The following is an 11,826-nucleotide window of genomic DNA, read 5'->3' as shown; positions in this document are numbered from 1 at the left end:
GCCCCCGCGCGAACCCTCGTGTCGTCAAACGCAAGTACACGCGCTGGCACGTCAAACGATCGCGCCACCGGTCATGGCCGCAACCCGACCGCCCACCCCACCAAGCCGTCGTCATCTAATTGAACGGTACCGGCGTTTACCCGCAGCTTCATGTTGACACCGCGGAGGTGCCCGCGATCGGTCAGGCGGGTGGTGTGCTGCTGACCGAAACGGCTGATGCGACCAGCCTGGACCAGGCCCTGTCGTCAGCGTTGGGCCCGTGGCGGAAGCCGTTCGCGGTCCATGATCCGGGCAAGGTGGTCATCGATCTCGCGGTCATGCTCGCGCTGGGTGGTGACGCACTGTCGGATATCCAGGCGCTTCGCAACGAACCGGGTGTCTACGGCCATGTGGCGTCGGATCCGACCGTGTCCCGCACTGTCGCGGTGCTCGCTCAGGATGCGGACCGAGCTCTGGCCGCGATCGGGAGCGCCCGGCAGGCGGCGCGCGCTGCGGCGTGGTCTCTGGCTGGGGAGCACGCCCCGGACGCGGTGTCGTCGCCGGATCAGCCGGTAGTGATCGATCTGGACGCGACGCTGCTGACCGCGCATAGCGAGAAGGAGAACGCGAAACCCACATGGAAGAAAGGGTTCGGGTTCCACCCGCTGTGCGCGTTCGTTGACCACGGGCCCGCCGGGACCGGGGAAACGCTCGCCATCGAACTTCGGCCGGGGAACGCGGGATCGAACACCGCGGCCGACCACATCTCCGTGACGAAGACCGCGCTCGGCCAACTGCCGGGCGGGAAGACCCGACCGGGCAAGGGCGTGCTGATCCGCGCGGACTCCGCCGGCGGTACCCACGAGTTCATCGACTGGCTCACGAAGCGGCGGCTGTCGTACTCGGTCGGGTTCACCCTCCCGCACCACACCCCCGACCTCTACAACCTGATCCCCGACGACTGCTGGAGCCCCGCGCTCGACAGCGACGAGAACCCGCGTGAGGGCGCCGATGCCGCGGAGTTCACCGGCGTGCTCGACCTAGAGGGCTGACCGACAGACATGCGCGTCATCGTCCGCCGGGAACGCCCCCACCCCGGCGCGCAACTCCGATTCGGAGATGTCGACGGGTACCGTCTCACCGCGTTCGCCACCAACAGCAAGCGCGGTCAACACGCAACGTTGGAACTACGCCACCGCCGCCGGGCCCGCTGCGAGGACCGCATCCGGCACGCGAAAGACACCGGACTGCGCAACCTCCCCCCGCACGGATTCGACCAGAACCGGATCTGGTGCGCCATCGTCGCCCTCGCCACCGACCTCATCGCCTGGGCTGGGCTGCTCGCCCACCCGACCCACGAAGCCCACCGGTGGGAACCGAAGCGCCTGCGCTACCGCCTCTTCGCGATCCCCGCGACCCTCGCCCGCCACGGCCGCCGCATCACCCTGCACCCGGCCAAACGCGCCCGATGGGCCGATGCCATGGTCACCGCGATCAGCGCCCTCCGCGGCCTACCCGCACCCAGCGGCTGACCCGTCAGTCCCACAGACCACCACGACCGAGGACCGGAGAACCGCCACCGCAGCGCCACACGGTCGTTGTCGTACCCTCATGCCAGAATCAGCTTCACGACCCCGGCAACGACACCGACCAACTCCGATCAACAGGCCGATGAAAGATCGAGGCTAATGGACGGAGAGAGGCACTCGGCTGGCTCATTGCTGTTTGTGCAGCGGTGCTGGTCGCGTCGCACGTAGCCTCATCTCGCGAGGAACTGATGTTCTTCGATGGGGACTCCCTCGTGAACACGTTCGATGTGGATTCAATTCGCTCGGGAGCCCCCAAGACTGGGCAATGTCTCCAGTCCTTATATCGGCACCGACTACGTTCGTGACCAAGTGCGTTGGCAGTACGCTGCGTTTTCGCTCCAACTAGCTCGATGCTCAAGGGCTCGCGGAGATGATCTATACCGAACCCGAGCAGATCCTGCGACTCAGCAACGATTCGCCTCGCAGAGCCGTTCGCCGCCCTCACACCAGAACCCGCATCAACCGATGTCAGGTGTTCTAGTACGTCTGAAATTGTGGACCTGAGGGGACTCGAACCCCTGACCCCCTGCATGCCATGCAGGTGCGCTACCAGCTGCGCCACAGGCCCATCGTCGCCGTTTTCGGCAACTTGACTACAGTACTACATCGGCGTGCTCAGGGCGGACCATCGCAATCACTCCGAGCGCACGGGTTGCACGATCGGGATGACCGGGCAATCCTTCCATAGCCGCTCCAGCCCATAGAAGCTGCGCTCCTCCTCCTGGAAGACGTGCACGACGAGGTCACCGAAATCCAGCAGCACCCACCGCGCCTGCTGTCGACCTTCGCGACGCAACCGCTTCACGCCCCGCTCAAGCATCGCTTCCTCGACCGCGTCTGCGACCGCCGCCACGTTCCGTTCGCTCCGCCCACTCACCAGAAGGAACGCGTCGATCAGCGGCAACGGATCCGACACGTCCAGACTGACCATGTCTTCTGCACCGGTGCGCTCGGCGGCTTCGGCCGCGACCTGCACGAGGTCCCGCGTCGTTTCGCTCACGCCCATCAGAGCGTTCCGGACACGAATGCGAGGATGAGAACGCTCGCCAGCGCCAGAGCCAGGACACCCGCCGTGATGGCCAGCACCATCATCACCCGGCCACCCTTCTCCGGCACTGGCGGGCGGATGATGTCCTCGGCGCTCTTGATCGTGCTGATCGCGGAACTCGCCGCGATCGGCGTCGGCGACGACGCCGCAGGGATCTCCCCGTCGACCAAGACGGCATCCATCTCCTTGCCGTCGGCCGCCCCCGCCACTGCACCGGTGGCCCCGTAGGTGTCGGGGAACGCCAGCGAACCGGTCACGATCACGTCGCCGCTCGCGGTGACCGGGCCAGTCAGCAAGCCCGCCTCCGGCGTCTGCGACAGGATCAGCGCGTTCTCGGTGTGCGAGCTCCCGGAGCTGCCCTCCTCGGACAAAGTCCTGTCGAACAACGGCGGCACGTGGGCGGCCGATCCCGCGAGCACCGCGCCGCGGACCTCGCCCTCAGACGACTCCACCGCCTCGGGCCCATCATCCTCGGCCTCCTCCGGCTCGGCCTCCTCCGGCTCGGCTTCCTCGGACTCGGCCAGATCGTCATCCGTGGCATCCTCGGCCGGCAGCGCACTCTCGGATTCGGCGACCGCGTCGTCGGCCGTGCCGTCCGCCTCGACCAGCACATCCACGCCGCCGGAGACCGAGAGATCCTCCTGCGACACGGTCGGCACGACGTGGTCGGTCAGCGTCGCGTCGGCGACGGAGAGCTCTTCCTCAGTGATGGCGACCCGGTCCCCGACCGGCTCGATGTGATGCGGGTCGAGCACCGGAACGGATGCCGTGCGCAACCGCTCCTGCTGCCGTGCCTGCCGCCGGGTCGTCGCGGGCGCGTCCAGGTCGACGGAATCGTCGGCGACCGGCGGTGAGGCAACCGGTGCGGGCTCGGCCGCCTTCGGCAGGGGCGCCGGCGGCGCATTCTGCTCCGGGTCCATCGTGATGACCGGAGTCGCCGCGGTGTTGCGCAACTCACGCAACTGTCGCCGCGTGAGCGGACGCCCGTCCGGCTGTTCGCTGTCAGTCATGGCTCGCTCCGATAAAGATGATGCTTCGCAATGTATTGGACCACACCGTCGGGCACCAAATACCACACCGGCAGTCCTTCGTTCACACGCGCGCGGCAATCCGTGGACGAAATCGCCAGCGCGGGAATCTCCAGCATGCTCACATCGTCCCGGGGAAGGTCTGCCACGGTCAGCACGTGTCCCGGGCGAGAGACGGCGACGAAGCTGGCCAGATCCCACAGGTCTTCGTGATCACGCCACCCCGCGATCTGCGCGATCGCATCGGCACCGGTGATGAAGAAGAACTCCGCATCGGGCCGCTGCTGTCGCAGGTCGCGTAGCGTGTCAATCGTATAGGTCGGACCTGAACGATCGATATCAACCCGGCTGACCGTGAACCGCGGATTGGATGCCGTGGCGATCACCGTCATGAGGTACCGATGTTCACTCGCGGTGACCGCGTTCTTCTGCCAGGGCTGGCCGGTCGGCACGAACACCACTTCGTCCAACCCGAACGAATGCGCGACCTCGCTGGCGGCAACGAGGTGACCGTTGTGAATCGGGTCGAACGTGCCGCCCATCACCCCGACACGCGACCGCTCCCGCTCGGTCACGAGACCGGGCTCAGTGGTGGCCGTGGCCCGCCTCCAGCTCATCGGCGTGCGTCTGCGCGTAGGCTTCGGCCTTCGCGGAGTGGCGGTTGGCGACGTTACGGAACGACACCGTGACCAACGCCAGTGCCAGGAACGCGACCAGGGCGATCACGCCGAAACCGATGTTGTCGAACAGACCGACGTGATGCTCGCCTTCGGCGGCAGCGGTGACGAGGATCGCGGCGAGTGTCATGGAGGCTCCGATCGTGGTGACGGACGTGCGCACCCAGTCTATGCGGTCACGCCCGCGTCTGCCCGGCGCCCCGGCCCAGCCATTTCGTACTCGTGAGCTCCGGCAAGCCCATCGGTCCGCGCGCATGGAGCTTCTGGGTCGAGATGCCGACTTCGGCGCCGAAACCGAACTCACCGCCGTCGGTGAACCGTGTCGAGGCGTTGACCAGCACCACGGCGGCATCCACCTCCGCCAGGAATCGCTCGGCACGCTGCGCGTCGTCGGTGATGATCGCCTCGGTGTGCTGGGTCGAATAGGACCGGATGTGAGCCAACGCCGCATCGAGGTCGTCGACGACACGCATCGACAAGTCGAGGCTCATGTGCTCGGTGCCCCACTCCTCCTCGGTCACCGCGACCGCGTCGGGCACCAGCTGCCGCACCTCGTCGTCGCCGTGGATCGTGACACCGGCGTCGTGCAGCGCCGCCGCAACCGGCGGGATCAACCGCGCCGCACCCTCGCGCAGCACCAGCACCGTCTCCACCGCGTTGCACACGCTCGGACGCTGAGCCTTGGCGTTGACGACAATGTCGCGCGCCCACTCGAGCGGCGCCGACGTGTCAAGCACGATGTGCACCACGCCCGCACCGGTCTCGATCACCGGCACCGACGACTCGGTCACCACCGTCTCGATGAGGGTGGCGCTGCCGCGGGGAACCAGAACGTCCACGAGTCCGCGCGCCTGCATCAACTCACGGGCGCCGTCCCGGCCGAAGTCGTCGATCGTCTGGATCGCTTCCGGGTCGATCCCCGCGTCGGCCAGCGCCCCGCGCATCACCCGCACGAGCGCCGCGTTGGTCTCCAGCGCGGCCGTCCCACCGCGCAGCACGACCGCGTTGCCGGACCGCAGCGCCAGCGCCGCAATGTCGACGGTCACGTTCGGGCGCGCCTCATAGATGGCGCCCACGACCCCGAACGGCACCGACACCTTCTGCAGGCGCACGCCGTTCGGCAGCACCCGCTCGTCGAGCACCCGACCCACGGGGTCGGGCAGGTCGGCGACCTCGCGCACCGCCTCGGCGAGGGCCTGCACGCGACCGGTGTCGAGTGTCAGCCGGTCGAGCAGCCCCGTCGACAGCCCCTCGCTGCGCCCGCGTTCGAGGTCTTCTGCGTTCGCCGCGACGACCTCGGCGGTGGCGGCCTCGATCGCCGACGCGATCCCGCGCAGCGCACCGGCCTTCTCGGTGTCGCCGAGAAGACCCACCTGACGGGACGCGTCCTTGGCGCGCAGCATCCGCTCACGCGCGGTATCGGTGATGGTGCTCATCGCGCCAGTCTACCGAGGTGCCGGCGCGCTCAGGCGGTGCGCACCGGTGCCGTGCCCGCATGCGGTGTGACGGCCGGGTCGGGCTCGAACCAGGTTCCCACCGCGGCACCGCCGAGCGCGTCGGCGACCAGATCGGCGCTGGTGACCAACACACCGATACCCGCCTGCGACGCCAACCGCGCGGCCGACGCCTTCGTGGCCGCGCCCCCGGTGCCGACGCTGTTGACGACGACCGAACCGAACTCGAAACCGGACAGGTCGTCGTCGTGCGCGACCCGTTCGATGGGCTGCGCCCCGGGCTGTCCGGGCGGCGCGGTGTACAGGTTCTCGATGTCGCTGAGCAGCACGAGGCCGTCGGCGCCGATCAGTTCGGCCACCAGAGCCGCGAGCCGGTCGTTGTCGCCGAAACGGATCTCATGGGTCGCGACAGTGTCGTTCTCATTGACGATCGGGAGAATACGCAGCCCCAGCAGACGATCGATCGCGCGACGCGCGTTGGAGCGGGGCGTCGAATGCTCCAGGTCGCCCGCCGTCAGCAGCACCTGACCGGCGACGATCGCGTACGCGCGCAGGGCTTCCTGGTAGCGGTAGATCAGCAGATTCTGCCCGACGGCGGCCGCGGCCTGCTGCGTCGCCAGGTCATCGGGGCGCTCTTCGAGCCGCAGGAACGGCATCCCCGTCGCGATCGCGCCGGAGGAGACCAGCACGACCTCGGTGCCACGCGCGTGCGCGGCCGCCACACCGTCGACGATCGTCTGGATGTTGCCGGCGTTCTCGCCGCTGATCGACGACGACCCGACCTTCACGACGATGCGGCGCGCGCCGGGCAGCTCACTGCGCTCTCTGACCGTCACTGCTCATCCCCCTGATCCTGGCGTGCCTCCGCCAGACGCTCGCTCTCGAGATCGGCGCGGGCCTGCGCCTTCGCGTCCATGCGCTCGTGATACCGGTCACGACGCTGCGAGGTCGTGCGTCGCGTGCTGGTGTCCAGCCGCGGATCGGTCCCGCGGGGAGCGGTCATCAACTCGGCGGCCGACGACAGCGACGGATGCCAGTCGAACACCACCCCGTCGCCCTCACCGATCACGACCGTCGACCCCGCCTGGGCCCCCTGCCGGAACAGCTCGTCCTCGACCCCGAGCTTTTCCAGGCGGTCGGCGAGGAAGCCGACCGCCTCTTCGTTCTGGAAGTCGGTCTGCTGCACCCAGCGCACCGGCTTGGCGCCGAGGATGCGGTAGGTGTTGCCCCAGGTGCCGCCCTCGACCCTGATCTCGAAGTCGCGCTCGGCACCGGCCGGCCGGATGACGATGCGCTCGGCCGTGGGCGCTGCCGCCTGCGCGGCGCGGTGCGCGGCAACGATGTCACCGAGCGCAAAGGTCAGCGCCCGCAGCCCCGACCGGCTGACCGTGGAGATGTCGAAGACTCGGTAACCGCGCGCCTCCAGGTCGGGGCGCACGAGGTCGGCCAGATCCTGTGCCTCTGGCACGTCGACCTTGTTCAGGGCGATCAACTGCGGCCGGTCCAGCAGCGGCACCTGTCCCTCCGGCACGGGATAGTTCGCGAGCTCGCCGAGGATGACGTCGAGGTCGGAGATCGGGTCGCGGCCCGGTTCCAGCGTCGCGCAATCGAGCACGTGCACCAGCGCGGTGCAGCGCTCGACGTGCCGTAGGAACTCCAGCCCCAGGCCCCGCCCCTCGCTTGCCCCCTCGATGAGCCCCGGGACGTCGGCGATCGTGAAGCGTTCGTCGCCGGCCTGCACCACGCCGAGGTTGGGGTGCAGAGTCGTGAACGGGTAGTCGGCGACTTTCGGCCGGGCCGCCGACACGGCCGCGATCAGGCTCGACTTGCCGGCGGACGGGAATCCGACCAGCGCCACATCGGCGACGGTCTTCAACTCCAGGCCGACATCGCCCTCCCAGCCGGGCGTGCCCAGCAGTGCGAAGCCCGGTGCCTTGCGTTTGGGCGAGGCCAGCGCGGCGTTGCCGAGGCCCCCCTGACCGCCGGGCGCCACGACGAAACGCGTCCCCGGCACGAGCAGGTCGGCGAGAACCGCACCGTCGTCGGAAGTCACGACGGTGCCCACCGGAACCGACAGTTCCAGGCTCTCCCCCGCCGCACCCGACCGGTTGTCGCCCATCCCGAAGCCGCCGTTTCCCGCGTGACGATGCGGGGAGTGGTGGTAGGACAGCAGGGTCGTCACCTGCGGATCGGCGACGAGCACGATGTCCCCGCCGCCACCGCCGTTGCCGCCGTCCGGACCGGCAAGCGGCTTGAACTTCTCGCGGCGGACCGAGACGCATCCGTTGCCGCCTTTCCCGGCGCGCAGGTGCAGCGTGACGCGGTCGACGAACGTGACCATGTCGGTGCCTCCTCCGGTCGGCGGATACGGGTGAGGGGCGGGCCGAAGCCCGCCCCTCACCCGTAAGTCGCGTGTTTACTCGGGCGATGCCACGATGTTGACGACCTTGCGGCCGCCCTTGTTGCCGAACTCGACCGCGCCGGCCGACAGCGCGAACAGCGTGTCGTCGCCGCCACGACCGACATTGGCGCCGGGGTGGAAGTGCGTACCGCGCTGACGCACCAGGATCTCGCCGGCGTTGACGGACTGGCCGCCGAAACGCTTCACGCCGAGCCGCTGCGCGTTGGAGTCACGACCGTTGCGGGTAGAGCTCGCGCCCTTCTTGTGTGCCATGTCTGTGTCTCCTTGGCTTACTTGATGCCGGTGACCTTGACGCGCGTGAGCTCCTGACGGTGGCCCTGGCGCTTCTTGTACCCGGTCTTGTTCTTGAACTTCTGGATGACGATCTTGGGTCCGCGCTCTTCACCGAGAATCTCGGCGGTGACGCTGACCTTGGCGAGCTGGTCGGCGTCGGTCGTCACGGCGTCGCCGTCGACGAGCAGCACGGCCGGCAGCTCGATCGTGTCGCCCACGTCGGCCCGCTGCCGATCGAGCACGACGACGGTGCCGACCTCGACCTTTTCCTGCCGGCCACCGGCGCGCACAACTGCGTAAACCACTTCACACCTGTTTCTTCTGTGGAGCGCTCGGCTCCGATTGTCTTCTCAGACGGGAAAGTCCTGGTGCGGAAGCTGAGTTCGGTCGCCGTGAACCTGCGACACGTGACGCACCAAGGGTCTAGCTTACCGGATGCCGAACGCATCGGCAAAAGCCTACGATCGTGACCGTGGTGATCCTGATCGACTCCCCCCAGTGGCCCGCACACGGCCGCATGTGGGCCCACCTGGTCAGCGACACCGACCTCGCCGAACTACACGCGTTCGCGGCCTCCAACGGCATCCCGAGGCGGGGTTTCGACCTCGACCACTACGACGTACCGGAGGAGGCGATCGACCGCCTCGTGGCAGCCGGCGCGCAGCCCGTCGACGGGCACCAACTGGTGCGGCGGCTGATCGCCTCGGGCCTGCGGGTCACGGCACGCGAACGGCGGGGACCCACCGCCTAGTCGTCGGTCGGGTTCGCCGAGACGGGGGTTCCGCTCAGCGCTGCCGTGGTGACCCGGCGCCGCGAACGGCCCTGCCCGGGTGCCTTCGGTTCGGGCAGCGCGTCGAGCACCGAATCGAGCAGCTTGTCCTTCTCGGTCTTCGGCCCGCTGTTCTCGGGCTTCTTGCGTCGCTTCTTCTTGGGGCGCTCGGCCGCCGGCTCCGAAACCGGTGGCGCGGCCGCCTCCGCCTCGCCGCCGTTGCCGCCCTGGATCGTGGATGCCGCGATCTGCGCGAGCGCGCTCTTGGCACCCTCGGTGATCACGTGCGTGCCGCCGTTCTGGGTCGTGCTGGCGCCGTTGCCCCCGGGCCGCGAACGGCGCGAGGAGCTCTGCTGCCCCGTGCGGTGCTTCACGACGGGGTCGTGATGGACGATCACGCCGCGACCGGCGCACACCTCGCACCCTTCGCTGAACGTCTCCAGCAGCCCCAGCCCCAGCTTCTTACGGGTCATCTGGACGAGGCCGAGAGAGGTGACCTCGGCCACCTGGTGCTTGGTGCGATCCCGGCTGAGACACTCGACGAGACGCCGGAGCACCAGGTCGCGGTTGGACTCCAGCACCATGTCGATGAAGTCGACCACGATGATGCCGCCGATGTCGCGCAGCCGCAGCAGCCGGACGATCTCCTCGGCGGCCTCGAGATTGTTCTTCGTGACGGTCTCTTCGAGGTTTCCCCCGGACCCGACGAACTTGCCGGTGTTGACGTCGACGACGGTCATCGCCTCGGTGCGGTCGATCACGAGCGAACCGCCCGAGGGCAACCACACCTTGCGGTCCAGCGCCTTCTCGATCTGCTCGGTCACCCGGTAGACGTCGAACGGGTCGTGCTCGTCCTCGTACTTCTCGACCCGTTCCAGCAGGTCGGGGGCGACCCCGGTCAGGTACGACGTGATGGTGTGCAACGCCTCGTCGCCCTGGATCAGCAGCTTGGAGAAGTCCTCGTTGAACACGTCGCGCACGATCTTGACGAGCAGGTCCGGTTCGGCGTGCAGCAGCGACGGCGCCTGGCCCGACTCGGACTGCGCACTGATGTGCTCCCACTGCGACGTGAGCCGTTGCACGTCCCGGGTGAGCTGCTCCTCGGTGGCACCCTCGGCTGCCGTGCGCACGATGACACCGGACGACTCCGGGAGCACCTGCTTGAGGATCTTCTTCAGCCGCGCGCGCTCGGTGTCGGGGAGCTTGCGGGAGATGCCGTTCATGGCACCGCCGGGCACGTAGACGAGGTAACGCCCCGGGAGGGACACCTGGCTGGTCAGCCGCGCACCCTTGTGACCGACGGGGTCTTTGGTCACCTGGACCAGCACCCGGTCACCCGACTTCAGCGCCAGCTCGATGCGTCGCGGTTGGTTGCCGGTCTCGACGCCGTCCCAGTCCACTTCACCCGAATACAGCACCGCGTTGCGTCCGCGGCCGATGTCGACGAACGCCGCTTCCATGCTGGGAAGCACGTTCTGCACGCGCCCCAGGTACACGTTGCCGATGAGAGACGCGTCCTGGTTGCGAGCGACGTAGTGCTCGACCAGAACGTCGTCCTCGAGCACGGCGATCTGGACGCGGCCGTTCTTGGAGCGCACGATCATGACGCGGTCCACGGCCTCACGGCGAGCCAGGAACTCGGTCTCGGTGACCACGACGCGGCGTCGGCCGGCCTCGCGCCCGTCGCGACGGCGCTGCTTCTTCGCCTCCAGACGGGTCGATCCCTTGATCCGTTGCGGTTCGGTGATCACCTCGACCTCGCGACGCCGCGGCGAGCCTCCGCCATCGCTGTTGTCACCGCCGCCGCGGCGGCGCCGCCGGCGCGACGACCCCTCCGAGCCGGGCTCCCCCGCATCCGCCGACGGGCGTGCGGGCAGCAGCTGCACCTCGGGCGCGTAGAACACGAGGTCCGTCGAGACCGTCGACACGAAATCGGCCGGCAACAGACCGAGGCTCACCGCCGTGGGCGGGCCCGGGTCGGCCGCGGCGTCTTCCGCATCCGCCTCGGGCGCATCCGCATCCCGCGGTGCACTCGGCGCGTCGGCCTGGAAGGGGGCCGTGTCGGTGTCGGTCTCCGCCGTAGCGGGAGCATCGACATCGGTCGGGGCGGCGGCATCCGTCTGTGCGACGGCGAGAGGATCGCCGTCGGTCGCCGCCGGAGTCTCGTCATCGGTCGGCGCGTCCGCGGTCGCATCCCCGCCCGCGGGAGCATCCGCCTGCGCCAGGGCGTCGGCGTCCGCGGGGGCACCCGCCTGCGCGGGGGCATCCCCGTCCGCGAGGGCATCCGCGTCTGCGGAGGCATCCCCGACTGCGGGGCCATCCCCGACTGCGGGGCCATCCGCCGCACCCGGCTCCGCCGTCGTATCGGGCTCCGGGGTCTCCGGCGCCCATTCATCCGCTCCGGAGAACTCAGCCGCACTCACCTCGGGCTCGGGCGGCGCGCTCTCGGTGTCTGCGGACGTCGGCGAACCGGACTCGGCGGCACTCGGAGCGGACTGAGGATTGGTGTCTTCGTTGTTGTCTTCGGCCATCGCTGGCGTACTCCTCGCGGGAGGCTTTGCCTTCCGCTCATCTGTCTGGCGGCGCC

11 protein-coding genes, 1 tRNA gene and 1 pseudogene are annotated in these 11,826 nt (G+C 68.8%); 2 read left to right on the top strand and 11 right to left on the bottom strand.

Annotated features, from left to right (window positions below):
- Window positions 1–119 precede the first annotated feature (119 nt).
- A pseudogene (locus ACK5KK_RS09185) lies at window positions 120–1,511 on the top strand (IS1380 family transposase).
- Window positions 1,512–2,063: 552 nt separating this feature from the next.
- Here the strand turns inward: ACK5KK_RS09185 and ACK5KK_RS09180 are convergent.
- The 10 genes from ACK5KK_RS09180 to rplU form a co-directional block, all read right to left on the bottom strand.
- Window positions 2,064–2,136: transfer RNA gene (locus ACK5KK_RS09180), tRNA-Ala, on the bottom strand.
- Between the two features lie 66 nt (window positions 2,137–2,202).
- The gene (gene rsfS, locus ACK5KK_RS09175; protein WP_416889781.1) at window positions 2,203–2,574 is read right to left on the bottom strand and encodes a ribosome silencing factor; all 372 of its coding nucleotides are present in this window, start codon (window positions 2,572–2,574) and stop codon (window positions 2,203–2,205) included.
- Window positions 2,574–3,626, bottom strand: coding sequence for a hypothetical protein (locus tag ACK5KK_RS09170; RefSeq protein ID WP_416889780.1), 1,053 nt, complete (start codon window positions 3,624–3,626; stop codon window positions 2,574–2,576). The genes rsfS and ACK5KK_RS09170 overlap by 1 nt, the downstream gene beginning before the upstream one ends.
- On the bottom strand, window positions 3,623–4,261 hold the full coding sequence (gene nadD, locus ACK5KK_RS09165) for a nicotinate-nucleotide adenylyltransferase (RefSeq protein ID WP_416889779.1): 639 nt from the start codon (window positions 4,259–4,261) through the stop codon (window positions 3,623–3,625). Before nadD ends, ACK5KK_RS09170 begins: the two co-directional genes overlap by 4 nt.
- Entirely contained in the window at window positions 4,230–4,451 is a 222-nt protein-coding gene (locus ACK5KK_RS09160; protein ID WP_416889783.1) for a hypothetical protein, read from the bottom strand. The genes nadD and ACK5KK_RS09160 overlap by 32 nt, the downstream gene beginning before the upstream one ends.
- A 46-nt stretch (window positions 4,452–4,497) precedes the next feature.
- Window positions 4,498–5,757 carry a glutamate-5-semialdehyde dehydrogenase gene (locus ACK5KK_RS09155; protein ID WP_416889778.1) on the bottom strand — a complete coding sequence of 420 codons (1,260 nt, stop codon included), beginning with the start codon at window positions 5,755–5,757 and terminating at the stop codon, window positions 4,498–4,500.
- 29 nt (window positions 5,758–5,786) lie between these two features.
- On the bottom strand, window positions 5,787–6,611 hold the full coding sequence (gene proB / locus ACK5KK_RS09150) for a glutamate 5-kinase (RefSeq protein ID WP_416889777.1): 825 nt from the start codon (window positions 6,609–6,611) through the stop codon (window positions 5,787–5,789).
- The gene (gene obgE / locus ACK5KK_RS09145) at window positions 6,608–8,116 is read right to left on the bottom strand and encodes a GTPase ObgE (RefSeq protein ID WP_416889776.1); all 1,509 of its coding nucleotides are present in this window, start codon (window positions 8,114–8,116) and stop codon (window positions 6,608–6,610) included. The genes proB and obgE overlap by 4 nt, the downstream gene beginning before the upstream one ends.
- Before the next feature lie 75 nt (window positions 8,117–8,191).
- Window positions 8,192–8,449, bottom strand: coding sequence for a 50S ribosomal protein L27 (rpmA, locus tag ACK5KK_RS09140; RefSeq protein ID WP_416889775.1), 258 nt, complete (start codon window positions 8,447–8,449; stop codon window positions 8,192–8,194).
- Window positions 8,450–8,466: 17 nt separating this feature from the next.
- Window positions 8,467–8,775, bottom strand: coding sequence for a 50S ribosomal protein L21 (gene rplU / locus ACK5KK_RS09135; RefSeq protein WP_416889774.1), 309 nt, complete (start codon window positions 8,773–8,775; stop codon window positions 8,467–8,469).
- A 167-nt stretch (window positions 8,776–8,942) separates the two neighbouring features.
- On the opposite strand from rplU, the gene ACK5KK_RS09130 reads away from it, so the two are divergent.
- A complete protein-coding gene (locus ACK5KK_RS09130) occupies window positions 8,943–9,221 on the top strand; it encodes a DUF4031 domain-containing protein (RefSeq protein WP_416889782.1) in 279 nt (92 codons plus the stop codon).
- On the opposite strand, the gene ACK5KK_RS09125 is transcribed toward ACK5KK_RS09130, so the two are convergent.
- Window positions 9,218–11,770, bottom strand: coding sequence for an Rne/Rng family ribonuclease (locus tag ACK5KK_RS09125; protein WP_416889773.1), 2,553 nt, complete (start codon window positions 11,768–11,770; stop codon window positions 9,218–9,220). The genes ACK5KK_RS09130 and ACK5KK_RS09125 overlap by 4 nt on opposite strands.
- Window positions 11,771–11,826: the final 56 nt, after the last annotated feature.

It is taken from the genome of Microbacterium sp. (genome assembly GCF_047972865.1).
In the GTDB taxonomy this organism is placed as follows: Bacteria; Actinomycetota; Actinomycetes; order Actinomycetales; family Microbacteriaceae; genus Microbacterium.
This window is presented reverse-complemented; position numbering and strand designations above follow the sequence as displayed.

What these genes read in the sequence shown, in the direction of transcription:
- rsfS (WP_416889781.1), bottom strand. Translation starts at nt 2,574, where the DNA reads ATGGGCGTGAGCGAAACGACGCGGGACCTCGTGCAGGTCGCGGCCGAA.
- ACK5KK_RS09160 (WP_416889783.1), bottom strand. Translation starts at nt 4,451, where the DNA reads ATGACACTCGCCGCGATCCTCGTCACCGCTGCCGCCGAAGGCGAGCAT.
- nadD (WP_416889779.1), bottom strand. Translation starts at nt 4,261, where the DNA reads ATGAGCTGGAGGCGGGCCACGGCCACCACTGAGCCCGGTCTCGTGACC.
- obgE (WP_416889776.1), bottom strand. Translation starts at nt 8,116, where the DNA reads ATGGTCACGTTCGTCGACCGCGTCACGCTGCACCTGCGCGCCGGGAAA.
- ACK5KK_RS09170 (WP_416889780.1), bottom strand. Translation starts at nt 3,626, where the DNA reads ATGACTGACAGCGAACAGCCGGACGGGCGTCCGCTCACGCGGCGACAG.
- rpmA (WP_416889775.1), bottom strand. Translation starts at nt 8,449, where the DNA reads ATGGCACACAAGAAGGGCGCGAGCTCTACCCGCAACGGTCGTGACTCC.
- ACK5KK_RS09155 (WP_416889778.1), bottom strand. Translation starts at nt 5,757, where the DNA reads ATGAGCACCATCACCGATACCGCGCGTGAGCGGATGCTGCGCGCCAAG.
- ACK5KK_RS09125 (WP_416889773.1), bottom strand. Translation starts at nt 11,770, where the DNA reads ATGGCCGAAGACAACAACGAAGACACCAATCCTCAGTCCGCTCCGAGT.